The sequence below is a fragment of the Enterobacter cloacae complex sp. P12RS genome, assembly GCF_014895875.1.
GTDB lineage: Bacteria > Pseudomonadota > Gammaproteobacteria > Enterobacterales > Enterobacteriaceae > Enterobacter > Enterobacter bugandensis.
Genome location: NZ_JADBQO010000007.1, coordinates 213,643 through 231,240 on the forward strand (window position 1 = coordinate 213,643; position 17,598 = coordinate 231,240).

Annotated in this window: 17 protein-coding genes; 4 read left to right on the forward strand and 13 right to left on the reverse strand. The window is 57.4% G+C overall.

The annotated features are described in order from the left end of the window. Nucleotides 1-9 precede the first annotated feature (9 nt). From rsxD to blr, 7 genes are all read right to left on the reverse strand, one after another. A complete protein-coding gene (rsxD, locus tag IM284_RS04010) occupies nucleotides 10-1,062 on the reverse strand; it encodes an electron transport complex subunit RsxD (protein ID WP_028012916.1) in 1,053 nt (350 codons plus the stop codon). After that, on the reverse strand, nucleotides 1,063-3,084 hold the full coding sequence (rsxC, locus tag IM284_RS04015; RefSeq protein ID WP_193055732.1) for an electron transport complex subunit RsxC: 2,022 nt from the start codon (nucleotides 3,082-3,084) through the stop codon (nucleotides 1,063-1,065). Next, complete coding sequence (gene rsxB / locus IM284_RS04020; RefSeq protein ID WP_032640037.1) at nucleotides 3,077-3,655, reverse strand: electron transport complex subunit RsxB; 579 nt, start codon at nucleotides 3,653-3,655, stop codon at nucleotides 3,077-3,079. The genes rsxC and rsxB overlap by 8 nt, the downstream gene beginning before the upstream one ends. Further along, entirely contained in the window at nucleotides 3,655-4,236 is a 582-nt protein-coding gene (gene rsxA, locus IM284_RS04025; RefSeq protein ID WP_028012919.1) for an electron transport complex subunit RsxA, read from the reverse strand. Before rsxA ends, rsxB begins: the two co-directional genes overlap by 1 nt. Nucleotides 4,237-4,312: 76 nt before the next feature. After that, entirely contained in the window at nucleotides 4,313-4,753 is a 441-nt protein-coding gene (locus IM284_RS04030; RefSeq protein WP_025758365.1) for a DUF2569 domain-containing protein, read from the reverse strand. 86 nt (nucleotides 4,754-4,839) lie between these two features. Next, nucleotides 4,840-5,055 carry a transcription modulator YdgT gene (ydgT, locus tag IM284_RS04035; protein WP_013096896.1) on the reverse strand — a complete coding sequence of 72 codons (216 nt, stop codon included), beginning with the start codon at nucleotides 5,053-5,055 and terminating at the stop codon, nucleotides 4,840-4,842. Between the two features lie 233 nt (nucleotides 5,056-5,288). Then, entirely contained in the window at nucleotides 5,289-5,414 is a 126-nt protein-coding gene (gene blr / locus IM284_RS04040; RefSeq protein WP_168733269.1) for a division septum protein Blr, read from the reverse strand. A gap of 241 nt (nucleotides 5,415-5,655) precedes the next feature. Between blr and IM284_RS04045 the strand changes: the two genes are divergently transcribed. Then, entirely contained in the window at nucleotides 5,656-6,696 is a 1,041-nt protein-coding gene (locus tag IM284_RS04045; RefSeq protein ID WP_047368417.1) for an oxidoreductase, read from the forward strand. Nucleotides 6,697-6,750: 54 nt separating this feature from the next. Here the strand turns inward: IM284_RS04045 and add are convergent, their stop codons facing one another. The 3 genes from add to malX all read right to left on the reverse strand — a co-directional run bounded on the left by add (nucleotide 6,751) and on the right by malX (nucleotide 10,662). After that, nucleotides 6,751-7,752, reverse strand: a complete 1,002-nt coding sequence (gene add, locus IM284_RS04050) for an adenosine deaminase (RefSeq protein WP_047368418.1) — start codon at nucleotides 7,750-7,752, stop codon at nucleotides 6,751-6,753. A 96-nt stretch (nucleotides 7,753-7,848) separates the two neighbouring features. Further along, a complete protein-coding gene (locus IM284_RS04055; RefSeq protein WP_047368419.1) occupies nucleotides 7,849-9,021 on the reverse strand; it encodes a MalY/PatB family protein in 1,173 nt (390 codons plus the stop codon). Nucleotides 9,022-9,069: 48 nt separating this feature from the next. Continuing rightward, the gene (malX, locus tag IM284_RS04060; protein ID WP_028012923.1) at nucleotides 9,070-10,662 is read right to left on the reverse strand and encodes a maltose/glucose-specific PTS transporter subunit IIBC; all 1,593 of its coding nucleotides are present in this window, start codon (nucleotides 10,660-10,662) and stop codon (nucleotides 9,070-9,072) included. 177 nt (nucleotides 10,663-10,839) lie between these two features. Here malX and IM284_RS04065 point away from each other — a divergent pair, with 177 nt between their 5' ends. Beyond that, entirely contained in the window at nucleotides 10,840-11,868 is a 1,029-nt protein-coding gene (locus IM284_RS04065) for a Mal regulon transcriptional regulator MalI (RefSeq protein ID WP_028012924.1), read from the forward strand. Nucleotide 11,869: 1 nt separating this feature from the next. On the opposite strand, the gene IM284_RS04070 is transcribed toward IM284_RS04065, so the two are convergent. Then, a complete protein-coding gene (locus tag IM284_RS04070) occupies nucleotides 11,870-12,766 on the reverse strand; it encodes a LysR family transcriptional regulator (RefSeq protein WP_193055733.1) in 897 nt (298 codons plus the stop codon). A gap of 107 nt (nucleotides 12,767-12,873) precedes the next feature. Here IM284_RS04070 and IM284_RS04075 point away from each other — a divergent pair, with 107 nt between their 5' ends. After that, nucleotides 12,874-13,854, forward strand: a complete 981-nt coding sequence (locus IM284_RS04075) for an MBL fold metallo-hydrolase (protein ID WP_047368421.1) — start codon at nucleotides 12,874-12,876, stop codon at nucleotides 13,852-13,854. Between the two features lie 15 nt (nucleotides 13,855-13,869). Next, on the forward strand, nucleotides 13,870-14,724 hold the full coding sequence (locus IM284_RS04080) for an alpha/beta fold hydrolase (protein ID WP_047368422.1): 855 nt from the start codon (nucleotides 13,870-13,872) through the stop codon (nucleotides 14,722-14,724). A 38-nt stretch (nucleotides 14,725-14,762) separates the two neighbouring features. On the opposite strand, the gene IM284_RS04085 is transcribed toward IM284_RS04080, so the two are convergent. Together IM284_RS04085 and manA are read right to left on the reverse strand one after the other, a co-directional pair. Beyond that, the gene (locus tag IM284_RS04085) at nucleotides 14,763-16,295 is read right to left on the reverse strand and encodes a YdgA family protein (RefSeq protein ID WP_047365362.1); all 1,533 of its coding nucleotides are present in this window, start codon (nucleotides 16,293-16,295) and stop codon (nucleotides 14,763-14,765) included. Between the two features lie 99 nt (nucleotides 16,296-16,394). Next, entirely contained in the window at nucleotides 16,395-17,570 is a 1,176-nt protein-coding gene (gene manA / locus IM284_RS04090) for a mannose-6-phosphate isomerase (protein WP_047368423.1), read from the reverse strand. Between the last annotated feature and the right edge of the window lie 28 nt (nucleotides 17,571-17,598).

The following is a 17,598-nucleotide window of genomic DNA, read 5'->3' on the forward strand; positions in this document are numbered from 1 at the left end:
GCGAAACCCTTAGCGATGGCCGTACACGCGGGGGCGCGTGTAATAGTCGATGAGCGGAACGGTAATATTGGCGAGCAGGACGGCAAACGCCACGCCGTCCGGATAGCCGCCAAAGCTGCGGATGAGCCAAACCAGCAGGCCAGCCAGCGCGCCGAAGATCAGGCGTCCGCGGTTAGTCGTTGAGGCCGTCACCGGATCCGTCAGGATAAAGAAGGCACCCAGCATGGTCGCGCCGGAGAGCAGGTGCATCTGCGGGCTGGCCAGCGATTCAGGAGAGAATACCCAGCCCAGCGTAGCGCAGACCGCCAGCGTCACCAGGAAGCTGACCGGAATATGCCAGCGGATGGCTTTCTGCTGCAACAGGAACAGGCCGCCCAGCAGATACGCCAGGTTGACCCACTGCCAGCCGGCTCCCGCCAGCACGCCGCTGTAGATGGCGGACTTCATGATTTGCTCAACGCTGTGCCCGGCGTGCAGGGACGTTTTAAACGTATCGAGCGGCGTCGCCTGGCTGATACCGTCCACGCCCATACGCAGCGCGTTCATATCAGCACCCAGCGCCGTATGGCCGGTAAAGATCACCTGCAGAGCATCCATAAAGCCGGGGACCGTGGCTGCAATCTCGTGCGGTGGCAGCCAGCTGGTCATCTGTACCGGGAAGGAGATCAGCAGCACCACGTAGCCAATCATCGCCGGGTTAAACGGGTTATGACCGAGGCCGCCATAGAGCTGTTTGGCAATAATCACGGCAAACACGGTGCCGAGCACCACCATCCACCACGGGGCAAGCGGGGGAATGCTGATGGCCAGCAGCAGGCCGGTCAGCAGAGCGGAGTTGTCCGCCAGGATGCGGGAAACCGCCATCTTGCGCAGCTTCAGCACGAGGGCTTCCGCGGCGACGGCGCTGGCGCATCCAAGAGCTATCTGGAACAGAGTTCCCCAGCCGAAAAACCAGCACTGAACGGCAATGCCCGGTAGCGCCGCCAGGCAGACCAGCATCATGATGCGCGAGGTCTGGCGCTGATTGTGGGTGTAAGGGGAACTTGCGATTCTGAAAACCATTTAATCCTCGTTTACGGCTTGCTGTGCGGCTTTCTTTGCCTGAACGCGCGCAATGGCGGCGGCGACGGCGGCCTTGCGCGGGTCATCGTTGGCGGCCTGCGGCTGCTCTTCCTGCTGTGCTGCTTTGCGCGCTTTGGCGCGGGCTATCGCCGCTTCAACGGCGGCTTTGCGTGGGTCGACCGGTGCTTCAGGTTCTGCGGCTGGCGCCTGCTGCGCTGCTTTGCGCGCTTTGGCGCGGGCAATCGCCGCTTCGACGGCGGCTTTACGCGGATCGACCGGTTCCTGTTCAACCACCACTGGCTGCTCCCCGGCATTGCGCGCTTTGGCACGGGCTATTGCCGCTTCGACGGCGGCTTTGCGTGGATCGATTTCAGCTTCCGGCTGCGCCGCTTGCGCTTTTTCCGCCTGACGGGCGCGGGCCGCAGCTTTACGCGCTTCGCGGGCGGCAATCGCTTCGCTGTTATCCGGTTTTTCACCGGCCTGGATCACCAGCGTCTGGGCGGCACTGGCTTTTTTCTCGCGAACTCGCGCCAGTGCGGCGTTGATTGCATCCTGATCTTTCCCGGCAGGCTGAACGGCGGCCTGCTTATGTCGCTCCTGACGAGCCATCTTCTCACGTTCGAGACGCGCCTGACGCGCTTCGAAACGTGCCTTGGCTTCCGCGGCGCGTTTTTCTTCCATGGAGATGGCATAAATCTCGGCCTTCTCCTGGCGGAAGTACTGCACCAGCGGAATGTTGCTTGGGCAGACCCAGGCGCAGGCGCCGCATTCGATGCAGTCGGCCAGGTTATGGGCTTTGGCTTTATCGTGCAGCTGGCCTTTGCTGTACCAGTACAGCTGCTGCGGGAGGAGATCCGCCGGGCAGGCATCGGCACAGGCGCTGCAGCGGATGCAGCCTTTCTCTTCCTGCTCCTCCCCCATTTCGGTTGGAGAAGGGGCGAGCAGACAGTTGGTGATTTTCACTACCGGAACGTCGAGCCACGGCAGGGTAAAGCCCATCAGCGGACCGCCCATGATCACCATCTGGTCGCTGGCAGGGCAAAATTCAGCCTGTTCCAGCAGATGGCGCACCGGCGTGCCGAGGCGCGCCCAGACGTTACCCGGACGAGAGACAGACTCTCCGGTCAGCGTTACCACGCGCTCGGTCAACGGCTCGCCGTCAATCACCGCACGCTTGACGGCGTAAGCGGTGCCGACGTTTTGCATCAGCACGCCGATATCCGACGAGCGTCCGCCGTGCGGGACCTGCTTGCCGGTGAGGATTTGCGTCAACTGCTTTGCGCCGCCAGAGGGGTACTTGGTCGGAATGACGCGCAGGGCGATATCATGGCTACCGGCCAGCACGGCGCGCAGCATTGAGATGGCCTGCGGTTTATTGTCTTCGATACCGATCAGCACTTCCCGCGGCTGCAGAATGTGCGCAAGGATGCGGATACCTTCCACCACCTGGGCGGCGCAATCCTGCATCAGACGATCGTCGGCGGTGATGTACGGCTCGCACTCGGCGGCGTTGATAATCAGCGTCTGAATCTTATCGCCACCGCCGCGCAGCTTGACGCCGGTCGGGAAGCCCGCGCCGCCAAGCCCGGCGACGCCAAACTGATGAATACGCTCGATGAGCGCTTCGCGGCTCTGGCTGCGGTAGTCGCTCCAGCCGTCACGGTCAATCCAGCGATCTTCACCGTCGGCTTCAATAATCACGCTCAGTTCCGACAGCGCGGACGGATGCGCCACCGTATGAGGGGCAATTGCCACCACTTTCCCGGAAGTAGGGGCGTGTACCGGCAGCATACGTCCGCGTCCGAAGGTCAGCGGCTGACCGCGCAGCACCGTATCGCCTTCTTTCACGCACAGCTCGCCCTCAGCGCCAATATGCTGCTTGAGCGGCATGACGTAACGCGTCGCCAGCGGAATTTGACGCAGCGGCGTGCCGTTGGACTGGGTTTTCATCTCTGGCGGATGGATACCGCCGTCAAAGTCCCAGATCTTCTCTTTTCTGAAAGCAGAAAATAACTTAAGCATGTTGTTCCACAGGAATATTACGAACCGGAATGGTTTGAAGATCCCACTTCCAGCTTTCGGTAGTCGTTTCAACCGGGCGCAGCTCTATACATTGCGTCGGGCAGGGGGCCACGCAGAGGTTACAGCCGGTGCAGAGATCCGCCACAACGGTGTGCATGGCGCGCGTTGCGCCAACAATGGCGTCGACCGGGCAGGCCTGAATACATTTGGTGCAGCCGATGCAGTTTGCTTCGTCGATCACCGCGAGGGCACGGACCGGCTCCTGGACTTCCGCATCGCCATCAACGGGCTGCGGATCGACGTTAAGCAGGGCGGCAATTTTCAGCATCACCGCTTCGCCGCCGGGCGCACAGCGGTTAATTTTTTCACCCTGAATGCCTACCGCTTCAGCGTAAGGGCGGCAGCCTGGGTAGCCGCACTGTCCACACTGACTTTGCGGCAAAAGCTCATCAATTTTTTCAACAACAGGATCGTCCTCTACCGCGAAACGGCGGGAGGCGTAGCCCAGGATAAGGCCAAACACCAACCCCAGGACGCTGATAGAGGCGATGGCAATCCAGATAGCACTCATTACAACTTCACCAGACCACTAAAGCCCATAAAGGCCAGAGACATTAAACCCGCGGTCACCAGCGCAATGGCATTACCGCGAAATGGCGCAGGGATGTCCGCTGCTGCGAGACGTTCGCGAATCGACGCGAACAGCACCATAACAAATGAGAAACCGACAGCGGCGGAGAAACCGTACAGCGCCGACTGCATGAAGTTATGGCCAAGGTTGATGTTCAGCAGCGCCACGCCAAGCACCGCGCAGTTGGTGGTGATCAGCGGCAGGAAGATACCCAGCAGGCGATAGAGCGCCGGGCTGGTTTTGCGCACCACCATTTCGGTAAATTGCACTACAACCGCAATGACCAGAATAAACGCCAGCGTGCGAAGATAGATTAACCCCAGCGGGATGAGGATCCAGGTGTCAATCAACCACGCACAGATAGACGCCAGCGTCATGACGAAGGTCGTCGCCAGCCCCATGCCCATCGCCGTTTCCAGCTTTTTGGACACGCCCATAAACGGGCACAGGCCAAGGAACTTCACCAGAACGAAGTTGTTAACCAGCACGGTGCCGACAAAGAGCAGTAAGTAATCGGTCATTATTTAGCCTGAAATAAAAAAGCCGCCTATTATCGGACAAACCGGGGCAGGCGACAACAGGTTATCTGTAAGGTTATTACGGGTTCACGAAGGTGTTTTTCACACGCGTTGAACGTTTGAAATAGGGCACCAGCAGCGCCGCGGCCAGTAACGGGAAAAGCAGCTGGCGGACAGCAAGCGCGTCAGACACGGGCGAGAAAGCAAACGCTTTAACCGCCAGCAGGACCGAGACCAGCAGCCAGATAATGTAGTGCTTAGGCACACTCTTGCGGCGCTTAAAGAAGGCGATAGTCAGCCACAGGGTGTAGTACCACATCCCAATCGCGAAAACGAACGACACAAACCACATCGCTATATTCAACACGCTTTGCGACATCAGGGTCTGAATAGCGTGAGGGGTAATCAGTGCGGTGGTATAAAGCAGCAGCGCAAGCGATGCGCTTAATAAGGCAACCAGCAGCCATGCCAGTGGGGCGATTAACCAGCCTCCGATGCGTTCTCCAGGCGTTGCGGTCATGAACTCTCCCATTATCTGCGCGAAATGTTGTACAGCCAGTTTGCAGGGCGGAGAGTATATAACATTTCGCGCGGATGGCTACTTTCTTATAAAACGTAACGCCATACGGACTTCGGCACCTCGCCGACGTTGAACAAGCGTCCGCCGGAGACCAGCTCCGCACGGCGATGGTCAGCGGCGCGATACATATTGATAATGTCCTGATTATCCGACAGGGTGTAGTTCAGATGGTCAAACAGTTTTTCCAGGCTCTCAAGCGAATTGATCTTGCGAAATTTTAATAAATAGTCCTGAACTGTCATATTAATAATTTTCCATATAAAAGTGAGTAATACCAGTTAAGGTAATTCGGTCGAATAATAAACGGATTAATACAGACGTAAACAGCCCACTCAGATAACGCGACGAAATTAGGAGTTTTCTTTGCTGAAATTCAGGCACCGAAGGTGATGCCTGGAAGAGAAGGTTAACCGCGTTCACCAGGGCTGGCAATACGAAACTGACACATTATGTCACTCTTTAAAGCAGCAACCGGTTACTTAGGATGGGTGACGGCAGCAGGCTCCGGCGGCTGGTAGTTATCAATATGGCTGGCTACGCCGAGCAAAATGACCGAAACCCCAAGAACAATCCATCCCGCTAATTCAATGATTCGATTAATAATTGATGCCATGATTCACTGTTGTAATTTATCCATAAATACAGGTCGCAAATGTTACAGCGCTGTTTCTCTGACGGCAAGCGCTTTGGGAACGATTCCCTTAAACAAAATCAGAAGGTTAATACTATGTAACAAAAATAGCCGGTACAGCCTGCTATTTTAAGCGCCATGGCTCATTATTAATGAGGACAATGCCAGAAAAGCCAGTATGAAATAAGAAACGCAACAAGAGGACAACACGATGAGTGATAACATTCGCGTCGGGCTTATAGGCTACGGGTACGCGAGCAAAACGTTTCATGCGCCTCTGATAGCCGGAACGCCGGGAATGGCGCTGGCGGCGGTATCCAGCAGCGACGCCGCCAAAGTCCACGCTGACTGGCCCGCAGTGCCGGTTGTCTCCGAGCCTAAACACCTTTTCAACGATCCGAATATCGATTTAATTGTTATTCCCACCCCGAACGACACGCACTTCCCGCTGGCGAAAGCCGCGCTGGAAGCCGGGAAGCACGTCGTTGTTGACAAACCCTTCACCGTGACGTTGTCACAGGCGCGTGAACTGGAGGCGCTGGCAAAAAGCCTGGGCAGAGTGCTGTCCGTTTTCCATAACCGCCGCTGGGACAGCGACTTCCTGACGGTTAAAACGCTTCTCGGGGAAGGCACGTTAGGAGAGATCGTTTTTTTTGAATCGCATTTTGACCGCTTCCGTCCGCAGGTGAGAAACCGCTGGCGCGAGCAGGCCGGTCCGGGCAGCGGCATCTGGTACGATTTAGCCCCGCATCTGCTGGACCAGGCCGTGAATCTGTTTGGGCTGCCGGTGAGCCTGACGGTCGATCTGGCCCAGCTCAGGCCCGGGGCGCAGACAACGGATTACTTCCACGCGGTGTTGAGTTACCCGCAGCGGCGGATTGTGCTGCACGGCACGATGGTCGCGGCAGCGGAATCTGCCCGCTATATCATCCACGGCACGCGCGGGAGCTACGTGAAGTTTGGCCTCGATCCGCAGGAAGATCGCCTCAAAAACGGTGAACTTCTGCCGCAGGAAGACTGGGGCTATGATATGCGCGACGGCGTCGTGACACGGACGGAAGGTGAGGAGCTGGTTGAGGAAACCCTGTTAACGATCCCGGGTAACTATCCGGCTTATTATGCTGCCATCCGCGATGCGCTGAACGGCACGGGAGAGAATCCGGTTCCGGCCAGCCAGGCGATTCAGATTATGGAGCTGATTGAGCTGGGGATCGAATCTGCCAAACATCGCGCCACGCTCTGTCTGGCATAAGTTTTAAATGCTTTTGTATGCCGGGTAAGGCCTAGCCGCCACCCGGCAAAGGGTTTACGCGGTTGCCACTTTATCCCGCAGCGCCTGCTTCTCTGCAGGCGTAAGGAAGGCGATCTCCAGCCCGTTGATCTGCGCCTGGCGGATCTGCTCGCGGCTCAGGCCCGCCTGCGGTGCGGCGATGTTGTACTCGTGGATGATATCCACGCCCTGAACCGCCGGATCGTCCGTGTTCAGCGAGGCCAGCACGCCGTGCTCGAGGAACGTTTTCAGAGGGTGCTGCGCCAGCGTTGCTACGGTGCTGGTCTGAATGTTGGACGTCAGGCACGACTCAATGCCGATGCGCTGCTCCGCCAGGAAATCCATCAGCGCGCGGTCTTCTACCGCCTTCACGCCGTGGCCGATACGCTCGGCGCCCAGTTCGCGGATGGCCTGCCAGATGCTTTCCGGGCCTGCTGCTTCACCCGCATGGACGGTAATGTGCCAGCCGGCATCGCGCGCGCGGTTGAAGTGGGAGAGGAACAGGCTGCCGGGGAAGCCCAGTTCGTCGCCGGCGAGGTCGACGGCGGTGATGGCATCGCGGTGCGCCAGCAGCGCTTCCAGCTCCTGCAGGCAGGCGGCTTCGCCGAACGTACGGCTCATAATGCCGATCAGGCGGGCCTGAACGTCGAACGTTTTACACCCTTCGCGGACGCCTTCAATGACGGCTTCCACCACGCCTGCAACGGGCAGGTTGTGGGTCATCGCCATATAGCCCGGCGAGAAGCGCAGCTCAACGTAGTGCAGACCGTTGCGGGCCGCGTCTTCAATGTTCTCAAACGCCACGCGGCGGCAGGCATCCAGCGAGGCCAGCATCTTCACGCCCCAGTCGAGTTTGCTCAGGAAGCTGACCAGGTCTGGTTCATTGGAGGTAACCTGTACGTGTGGGATCAACGACTCAAGCGTCTGAGCGGGAAGCGTTAAGTTGAACTGGCGGCCAAGATCGAGGATGGTTTGGGCACGAATGTTACCGTCAAGGTGACGATGAATATCAGTTAAGGGCAGGCGTGTATCAATCATGGTCGCACTCTTTTCGGATTAAAGTGCGCCATATTATAAAAACAAAACGGGGTAAAAAGCTATTTGCGCAAGGGAATATTCCGTTGCGCAAACAAATTACAGGAGCGTGTTGATCCCGGCGATGAGGCGCTGAACCCCTTGTTCCAGCTTGCTGCGTGGGCAGCCGGCGTTAAGGCGCACGAAGCCGTTACCCTCGTTTCCGTACGTGTATCCCGGCATGATGGCGACTTTTTGCTGCGCGATCAGCACTTTTTGCAGTGCCCTGTCGTCAATGTTCAGCGGGCGCAGGTCAATCCAGGCCAGATAGGTTGCTTCCGGCGGCTGCCAGTTCAGTTTCGGAAAAGCACTGTTTAATTCCTGTGCGATATACAACAGATTCTCTTCCAGATAACGACGCAAGGCATCCAGCCACGGCTCTCCCTGCTGATAGGCGGCGATATGGGCCGTCAGCGCCAGCACGGAAGGGGAAGAGAGCCCATCTCGTCCTTTTAGCGCGCTGAGATAGCCGTTACGGCTCTCTTCATCGCCGATCAGGCCGTATGCGCCCGTCAGTGCCGGAATATTAAAGCTTTTCGAGCCGGAGGTGAGAAGCGCCCATTTGCCGCGCGCTACCGCATTCCACGGGGTGTGGCGATGTGCCCCCCAGACCATATCCATATGAATTTCATCGCTGATAACCGCCACGTCATAGCGCTCACAGAGTTCCGCCATCTGCGTCAATTCATCCCGCGTCCAGACCTTGCCAGTCGGGTTCTGCGGGCTGCACAGCAGCAGAATTTTGTTTTCCGGTTTCGCCAGGGCCGCTTCAAGCGCCGCCATATTGCCCAGCCAGCCAGCCGCCTGCTTTTCCATCTCAACGGCCACAACCTGACGCGCATTGCCTCCAATGGCGTTGTAAAACGCATCGTACGCCGGGGTGTGAACCACCACGCCGTCACCGGGCTTTGACCAGAGGCGGATCAGCTCTGACACCATGTAGATGACGGAAGGGCCATAAACGATGGTTTCTTTATCAATGCGGCTGTTAAAGCGTTGCCGAAACCAGTGCTCAACAGCGGCAAGAAACTCGTCGTTTTTCCAGCGGCTGTAGCCCAGCACGCCGTGGTTGATGCGCTGATGCAGCGCGTCGGTAATGCAGGGGGCGGTGGCGAAGTCCATATCCGAGATGGTGAAGGGCAGCAGATCCGCCGCGCCAAAGCGGTCGGCGACGTAGTCCCACTGCGTACACCAGGTGCCGTGACGATCCACGACGGTAGAAAAATCAAACATGACGTTAATCCTTAAAGTAAAACCCCCTCATGAGAGGGGGTTGAGGCATCAGGCTTCTACTGTTCGCATCAGGGTTGCCAGCTCATCTTTCACCGACTGAACCTGCGGGCCGATAACCACCTGCAAATTGTGCTGATTTAACTGTACCACGCCGATGGCCCGGTTGGCTTTCAGGGCGTTGGTATCCACTTTTGACATATCCGCCACCGACAGACGCAGGCGGGTGATGCAGTTATCCAGCGAGGTAATGTTATCCGCACCGCCCAGCGCAGCCAGAATGGCAGGGGTGTTATACCCGGATTTGCCCACGGTACCGGCCACCGCCTGCTCAACGCTGGTGGCGGTATCGGTATCGCGGCCCGGCGTTTTCAGGTTAAAGCGGGTGATGGCGAAGCGGAAGATACCGTAGTACACCGCGAACCAGATAGCCGCCACGACCGGCACCAGATACCACTTGGTTGACAGGCCGTGCAGGATCCCGAACACAACGAAGTCAATCACGTTGCCGTCGGTGTTGCCGATGGTGACGCCCAGCACCGCCATCACGGTAAAGCCCAGGCCGGTCAGCAGCGCGTGGATGAGATACAGCACTGGCGCAACAAACAGGAACAGGAATTCGATAGGCTCGGTGGTGCCGCCCACGACGCAGGCAATCACGCCGGAGATCAGCAGCCCTTTAATTTTATGTCGGTTTTCCGGGCGCGCGCAGTGGTACATCGCCAGCGCGGCACCCGGCAGGCCGCCGAGGAAGGCCGGCATTTTACCCTGAGACAGGAAGCGGGTGGCGCTTTCAGAGAAGCCGTGGGTAGTCGGACAGCTCAGCTGCGCCTGGAAGATGGTCAGCGCACCGCTCACGTCGTGACCGCACACCTCCATGGTACCGCCCGCTTCGGTGAAGCGAATCAGGGCCACCAGGATATGCTGCAGGCCGAACGGCAGCAGCAGACGCTCGCCAGTGCCGAAGATCATCGGACCAAAATCTCCCGCGCCGTTGATGATGCGGCCAATGCCGTTGATGCCCATCGCAAAGACCGGCCAGATCAGCGGAATGATCAGGCCGAACAGACCCATGACCACCAGGGTGACAATCGGCACGAAGCGGGTACCGCCGAAGAAGGCCAGGGCATCCGGCAGGCGGATATTGTGGAAGCGCTCGTGCAGCATCCAGATAATGACCCCGGCGATCACCGCTCCGAGGATCCCGGTATCAATAGACTGGATGCCAATCACGCTCTGAATGTTGTTGGCCTTCAGCACGGCAGCATCGGTCGTCGGCAGAATGCCTTTCGCGGTCAGCCAGAAGTTAACCGCCAGGTTCATCACGGCGTAACCCACAAACCCTGCAAACGCCGCGACGCCTTTATTCTCGCGGGCCAGGCCCAGCGGGATGGCGATGCAGAACATCACGGGCAGGAAGCTAAACGCGAAGGAGCCGACCTTACTCATCCAGATAAAGATCGCCTGCAGCACGGGAGTACCGAGGAACGGGATCAGCGTGATAACGTCTTTACTGCTCAGCGAGCTGCCGATCCCGAGCATGATCCCGCAGAACGAGAGGAGCGCCACGGGCAGCATAAAGGTTTTACCCAGTTGCTGGAAAAACTCCCACAGCGATATTTTTTGTGCTGTTTTCGCCGTCATAAAACGACTCCTTTATTGTTAAAATCAGTTTGCCTGCTTCAATGCTGCGAGAAGATAAAACGTTTTATCAAAGTTTAGTGCGCGCTAAATCACATTCTCAGGCTTTGACTGGTAGTATAAAGATAACGTATTGATAAAACGTTTTACCGATCTCATTTCAGGGAGTCACGCTGACACATGGCTGTAGCGAAAAAAGTCACCATCAACGATGTCGCGCTGGCGGCGGGGGTTTCTGTCAGCACCGTTTCTCTCGTGCTCAGTGGTAAAGGGCGCATCTCGCCCGCAACCGGCCAGAGGGTGAACGAGGCGGTTGAACAGCTGGGCTTTGTGCGTAACCGTCAGGCGTCGGCGCTGCGCGGCGGGCAAAGCGGGGTGATTGGCCTGATTGTCCGTGACCTGACGTCACCTTTTTATGCGGAGCTGACCGCCGGGTTAACCGAAGCGCTGGAAGCGCAGGGGCGGATGGTCTTTCTGCTGCATGGCGGGCGCGAGGCCGGGCAGCTTCTCTCCCGTCTCGATATGCTGCTGACCCAGGGGGTTGACGGAGTGATCGTCGCCGGAGCGTCGGGCGTGGGTAGCGAACTTTGCGAGCGCGCCGCCGAAAAAGGCGTGCCGCTGGTATTCGCCTCGCGCGCCAGCTATCTGGACGAGGCCGATACGCTGCGCCCGGATAACATGCAGGCCGCGCAAATGTTGACCGAACATCTCATTCGCCGTGGGCATCAGCGCATTGCCTGGCTGGGAGGGAAAAGCTCCTCCCTGACGCGCGCCGAGCGGGTCGGCGGCTACTGCGCGACGCTGATTAAATACGGCCTGCCGTTCCACAGCGAATGGGTCGTGGAGTGTGAATCCAGCCAGAAGAAAGCGGCGGAAGCGATAGGCGCGCTGCTGCGAAGCAATCCGACGATCAGCGCCGTGATTTGCTACAACGATGTGATTGCCATGGGTGCCTGGTTTGGCCTGATCCGCGCCGGGCGTCAGAGCGGCGAGGGCGGGGTGGAAACCTTCTTCGGCCATCAGGTGGCGTTAGGGGCGTTCGCCGACGTTGGTGAAAACGCGCTGGACGATCTCCCCATCGTCTGGGCTACCACCCCTGCGCGGGAGATGGGCTACACGCTGGCAGACAGAATTATGCAGCGCATCGACAACACGGATGTCCAGTCCGGGCACCAGATTGTGGCGGCGCGGCTGGTGACGGTGAAATAACTCAGCTCTGCTGCGTTAGCGGGTTGAGCGTCAGATGTGTCTCCAGGGCTTCTACAAATTTTCGTACTTTTGCCGGGATCAGCCGGGAGGTCGGGTAAACTGCCCAAATGGCCAGCGATTCCGGCTGGGCATCTTCCAGGACGATCCGCACGAGTTTACCCTCAGCAATGGCAGGCTCAACGTACCAGCGAGATAAATTTGCGATGCCGAGTCCCCCCAGACAAGCCTCGAAAATCGCCTCAATAGAGTTAGCCGAGAATCGGCCTGACACCTTTTGTTTGTAGCGCTGTTCACCCTTTTCAAATGACCAGTGTGTCGTATCTGAGGTGGTCAGGCAGCTATGTCCAGCCAGATCGTTAAGCAATTTCGGTAAACCGTACGCGGCGAGATACTCCGCGCTGGCGCAAAGCTCGCGGGGGTTATCACAGATGCGGTGTGCAACTAACCGGTTATCGCGCAGCGGTGCAATGCGTAACGCCACGTCTATGCCTTTCCCGACAATATCAATTTGCTCATCGGTTGCCAGCAGGTCGACCTGCAGGGCAGGATGTTGCTGCATAAACAGCGGCAACATCGGTGCAACGATCTTGCGTCCAAACGCCGCTGAGGCGGTAATGCGAAGGCGTCCGGACAGGTGCGTACCATCAGGAAACAGATCGGCCAGCGCGTTATTTTTATCTTCCAGCAACGCCTGCGCATGAGGCAAAAAAACGTCACCATCGCTGGTGGGTGAGAGGGATCGCGTGGTGCGATGCACCAGCCTGACCCCCAGCTCAGCCTCAAGATTGTTAAGAGAGCGTGACGCCGCCATGGCGCTCATTGAGAGCCGACGCGCGGCGCCCGCCAGGCTACCCGCCTTAATCGCTTCGACAAACACTTCAACGTCTTCCAGTTTCATTGTATCGCTTTTCGTTATGCTGCCTTATCAAAGTACATATCTACAGTATTTATCGTTACGCTGCCATAGTCTCTTCACAACCTGAAAAATATCAATCTGGAGTGAAGATGAAAAAGTTGAAAACGGTTCTGGCATTCAGCAGCCTGTTATTGGTAAGTGCCGCCTGGGCTGACGCACCTGCGCAGGTGAAGCAGCAGGTCCCCGGATATTATCGTCTGGCGGTAGGGGAATATGAGGTCACGGCGCTGTTCGACGGCTATAACGACCTTTCGCCGTCATTACTCCACGGTCTTTCAGACGACAAGGTTCGTAAACTGCTGGCTCAGCATAAAATCGATGCCGACCGCATGCCGACCGCTTTTAACGCTTTCCTGGTTAATACCGGTAAACATCTGGTCATGATTGACAGCGGAGCGGGGCACTGCGTGCCGGAAACGGCCGGCCAGCTGGTTAACAATATGAAAGCATCAGGCTATCGTCCCGAGCAGGTTGATACCATTTTCCTGACTCACCTGCATCTTGACCACGTGTGTGGCCTGAGCGATGCGAACGGTAAAGCGTTGTTCCCCAATGCCACCGTCTATGTACCGCAGGGGGAGGCCGACTACTGGCTTGATCCTGCAAAAGAAGCGAGCGCGCCGGCTAATGCGAAAGAGTATTTCGCTATCGCCCGAAAAGCATTGTCTGCTTATAAAGCCTCCGGGCATCTTAAAACCTTCGTTCCGCCAGCTTCGCCGATCCCGGAAGTCCAGACGGCCTATGCCGTTGGCCATACGCCCGGCAGTACCGTTTATCGCTTTGCGTCGCAGGGGACGGCTATTAACTTCATTGGGGATCTGATTCATGCGCCAGCCGTCCAGTTCCCGCATCCTGAAGTGTCTATTCGCTTTGATGTCGATTCGAAAAAAGCCATCTCGTCCCGGGCGCAGGAATTTAACGCCCTGGCGAAAGACGGCGAGTGGATGGCCGCTGCGCATCTGCCTTTCCCCGGTATTGGGCATATCACCGCCTGGCAGCAGGGCTATAGCTGGAACCCTGTAAATTACGGTCCTTATCAACGTGCGGCCAACGTGCCTCTGCTGAAATAAAGTGAGGTTACGACTATGAAAAGTTACACCGTAACGGCAAACGGCATTCGCCAGTTTGTGGTTGAAGAGGGTGAAGGCGCGCCGGTTATTCTTCTGCACGGTTTTCCTGAAACAAACTATGCCTGGCGCTACCAGATACCTGTATTGTCCCGGCACTACCGCGTCATCGCGCCGGATTTGCGAGGATATGGCGAAACGGATAAACCGGCTACTGGCTATGATAAACGGAACATGGCCCGGGACATCCGGGAGCTAATGCGTGCGCTGGGGTTACAGAAGGTGGTGCTGGTGGGGCACGATCGCGGGGCGCGCGTCGCGACGCGGTTCGCAAAAGATTACCCTGAGCTGGTGGATCGTCTGGTGGTCATGGATAACGTGCCAACGCGTATCGTGGCGCGCGACTTGAATGCTTCCATCGCCCGCGCATACTGGTTCTTCCTGTTCCATCTTGTGCCCGATCTGCCGGAAGCGCTGATTGCAGGACGTGAAAATATCTGGCTGCGCCACTTTTTCTCGGACTGGACCTACGATCCGTCAACCATAAGCGGCGAGGCGTTTGACACCTATGTTCGCGCGTATCAGGCGCCCGGAGCCGTGCGAGGCGCGATGGCTGACTATCGCGCCAACGCGGAAGACGTGGCGCAGGATCTTGCCGACGCAGACGTGAAAATCGCCTGTCCGGTAATGTCGCTGTGGGGCAATGATTTTCACGCGGTCGGCAAGCTTTTCGATATGCAAAGCGTCTGGGCTGAAATGGCGGATAACCTGCGGGCGCAGGGTATCGACGAGTGCGGCCATCTTCCTCAGGAGGAACAGCCTGAGAAAGTTAACGCCTTGCTGCTGGATTTCCTCCAGGGATGGAAAGGTTAAGGGCAATAAAAAACCCCTCTTGCGAGGGGTTTTGACGTTTACTGCTGCGGTGCCGCCGGTACGGCTGGCGCTGCGGGTTCAGCCGGTTCCGGCATTCCCAGCGTCGGCATACCAAACATGCCAACAAACTCTTCCAGCGGCATTTTGTCGCCATTCAGCGTTACCTGGCCGTTGGCATATTGCAGGCTGGTGGAAATGGTGTTGTCTTCCACTTTGGTGATGCGGAACATCTGACCCATCGCCGCCAGACCTTTCACCTGCTGGTTCGCCAGCTTGCCGGCATCTTCATCGCCGTAGCCTTCCAGCTTCGCAATCTGGGTCATAAACTCGGTCGCCATATCCATCGGGATGGTCAGCTTGCTGTCGAGCGACTTCACGCTGCGATCCACTTCCTGCGCCAGCGTCTGCGGTTCACCCGTGGCGGCTGCAGGATCTTTCAGGAACAGCGACAGGTTAAAGCTGGTTTCGCCTTTGCTGTTTTTCCAGCTCAGCGGCGCAACGGTGACCACCGGCTGGCCTTTCAGCAGGATTGGCAGGTTATTGAACAGCACCGCCATCGCCTGCTGCTGGTACACTTCCGGGTTCTGCTGCAGCGCGGCGTCGGTCAGCAGCGCCTGGCTCTCTTTGCTGTATTTCTGGCTAAATTCGTGCCATGCCTGGCCGTCGATATTGCCGATCTTTAGCGACAGCTTGCCGGTGCCCAGATCCTGATTCTGCACTTTCAGGCTCTTCAGCGTGTAATCCAGCTGGGTATTGATGCTTTTACCGTCTTTGGATACATCGGATTGACCGTTAACGTCCATGCCTTCCAGCACGGCCATCTCTTTTCCTTCAATTGCGATAGCAATCTTATCCACGGAGAGCTTCTGATCGCCGATACGCTCTTTAAAGTCGGTCATACGGCTGTTGCCGTCGGCTTTCAGGTTGTTGAAGGTGAGCTGAACTTTTTGGTTATATTCGTTCACGGCGTTGACCAGGCCGCTTTCCGCTTCACCCGTCATGGAGAAGACGTTGCCGTCCCGATCCGCATCAAGTTTGAAATGGCCGCCGCTGAAGGCGACTTTTTCGTTCTCTTTCTCGTAGTTCAGCGGTTTCAGCGCGATATCAGAACTGGTATCACCGGAGTAGCTAATACGGGTGTTAATGTCGAAAGGTGATTCATTCTTCGCCAGGTCAAACAGCGGTTTAGTGACGTCGTTATTCACCAGTACGGTATGAACGGACGCCATGGACGGGATCAGGTTAAACGACTTTAACTGCGCCAGCGGCAGCGGACCGTGGCTTACCACTTCATCCAGCACCACGCTCTGTCCCGGCTTCAGCCAGCCGTTTGCCGCACCGGCCACCGGCTTCACCACCAACTGCATGCGGCTGGTGAACACGCCGCGCTGATAGTTCTGGTAGCTCAGCTCCAGACCCGCCTCCGGCGCGCTGCGCTTAATTTCTCCGTTAGCCTGCGCCACCATCTCAGCCAGACGGCCTTCCAGCTGTTTCCCGGTAAACCAGGAGGCACCCGTCCAGACCACGCCTAACGCTACAATCACTCCAACCGCTACGACCGATTTTTTCATTGCGACTATCCCTAAAATGAAACCAGGCGGTAAAAACCGCCCGGAGATATTAAGCCTTCAACTAGCTTAGCAAGAGTTGTTAAAAAATTCAGTAAGTGCTTAAAGCTTATTAAAAACGCGCGCCAGGCGACCGGTGCCGCTCACGCTGACCGGGGACTCATTGGCTGCAACGAATGCTGACTCGCCAGGCTGGAGAACCAGACGCTGCTCGCCTTTGCGCAGCGTTGCTTCGCCCTCGACGCAGAACAGGATCGCCGCGCTTTCCTGTGCGATTGTCGTTTCCGTCTGATTGAGGTCGTGCAGGGAGAACGCAAAATCCTCAACCGGAATCGGGAAGTCCAGCTCTGCGCCGTTTTTCAGCGGCTGAGTCAGCAGCTCCGCGGCAGGCTTCGCTACAAACTTCACGTTGGCAACCAGCTCAGGGATGTCGATATATTTCGGCGTCAGGCCCGCGCGCAACACGTTGTCAGAGTTGGCCATCACCTCCAGCGCTACGCCCTGCAGGTAGGCGTGCGGGGTTTCCGCGAACAGGAACATCGCTTCGCCCGGGTTCAGCTTCACCACGTTCAGTAGCAGAGGGGAGAACAGGCCGCTGTCGTCAGGGTAAAACTCGGAAATCAGGCGGATGGTCTCCCACGGTTCCCCTTGTTGGCTGTTCAGGGCCGCTTTCAGCACCGCCAGCGCGTGAGATTTCTCTTCACCCTGCATATTCAGCAGGCTGGCAAACAGCTGGCTGAGCGCGTCCGCGTTTGGGTTTTCGAGGAAGTGGGCAATAGCCTTGTTGGCACCCGCGACCGGCTGCAGCAGGGAGATAATCTCTGAAAACTCGCGGAAGGCGTTCATCGCCAGGAACGGCGTCAGCGCGAACACCAGCTCCGGCTTGTGGTTAGGATCTTTGTAGTTACGCTCGGCGGCATCCAGCGGGATGCCCGCCGCGTTCTCTTTGGCAAAGCCGATTTCAGACGCTTTCTTGTTCGGGTGAACCTGGATGGAGAGCGGCTGGTCGGCGCACAGCACCTTAAACAGGAACGGCAGTTCGCCAAAGCGCTGAGCAACCTTGTCGCCCAGCAGTGCGGCTTTATCGGCATCAATCACGTCACGCAGGCTGCGTACCTGGCCGCTGGCGTCTTCAATTTTTGAGCTGCTCTTCGGGTGCGCCCCCATCCATAGTTCCGCCATCGGCAGGTTGTTCGGGTTCGCGATACCGTAGAGATCCGTTAACGCAGTTTTACTTCCCCAGGCGTAGTTTTGCACTGAGTTAATGAGTTTTTGCATTATCAAGCCCTGATTCAAATGTGGAATT

What these genes read in the sequence shown, in the direction of transcription:
- IM284_RS04075 (WP_047368421.1), top strand. Translation starts at nt 12,874, where the DNA reads ATGAAAAAGTTGAAAACGGTTCTGGCATTCAGCAGCCTGTTATTGGTA.
- rsxB (WP_032640037.1), bottom strand. Translation starts at nt 3,655, where the DNA reads ATGAGTGCTATCTGGATTGCCATCGCCTCTATCAGCGTCCTGGGGTTG.
- rsxD (WP_028012916.1), bottom strand. Translation starts at nt 1,062, where the DNA reads ATGGTTTTCAGAATCGCAAGTTCCCCTTACACCCACAATCAGCGCCAG.
- IM284_RS04055 (WP_047368419.1), bottom strand. Translation starts at nt 9,021, where the DNA reads ATGTTTGATTTTTCTACCGTCGTGGATCGTCACGGCACCTGGTGTACG.
- manA (WP_047368423.1), bottom strand. Translation starts at nt 17,570, where the DNA reads ATGCAAAAACTCATTAACTCAGTGCAAAACTACGCCTGGGGAAGTAAA.
- IM284_RS04085 (WP_047365362.1), bottom strand. Translation starts at nt 16,295, where the DNA reads ATGAAAAAATCGGTCGTAGCGGTTGGAGTGATTGTAGCGTTAGGCGTG.
- ydgT (WP_013096896.1), bottom strand. Translation starts at nt 5,055, where the DNA reads ATGACAGTTCAGGACTATTTATTAAAATTTCGCAAGATCAATTCGCTT.
- IM284_RS04080 (WP_047368422.1), top strand. Translation starts at nt 13,870, where the DNA reads ATGAAAAGTTACACCGTAACGGCAAACGGCATTCGCCAGTTTGTGGTT.
- add (WP_047368418.1), bottom strand. Translation starts at nt 7,752, where the DNA reads ATGATTGATACACGCCTGCCCTTAACTGATATTCATCGTCACCTTGAC.
- IM284_RS04030 (WP_025758365.1), bottom strand. Translation starts at nt 4,753, where the DNA reads ATGACCGCAACGCCTGGAGAACGCATCGGAGGCTGGTTAATCGCCCCA.
- malX (WP_028012923.1), bottom strand. Translation starts at nt 10,662, where the DNA reads ATGACGGCGAAAACAGCACAAAAAATATCGCTGTGGGAGTTTTTCCAG.
- rsxA (WP_028012919.1), bottom strand. Translation starts at nt 4,236, where the DNA reads ATGACCGATTACTTACTGCTCTTTGTCGGCACCGTGCTGGTTAACAAC.
- IM284_RS04070 (WP_193055733.1), bottom strand. Translation starts at nt 12,766, where the DNA reads ATGAAACTGGAAGACGTTGAAGTGTTTGTCGAAGCGATTAAGGCGGGT.
- rsxC (WP_193055732.1), bottom strand. Translation starts at nt 3,084, where the DNA reads ATGCTTAAGTTATTTTCTGCTTTCAGAAAAGAGAAGATCTGGGACTTT.
- IM284_RS04065 (WP_028012924.1), top strand. Translation starts at nt 10,840, where the DNA reads ATGGCTGTAGCGAAAAAAGTCACCATCAACGATGTCGCGCTGGCGGCG.
- IM284_RS04045 (WP_047368417.1), top strand. Translation starts at nt 5,656, where the DNA reads ATGAGTGATAACATTCGCGTCGGGCTTATAGGCTACGGGTACGCGAGC.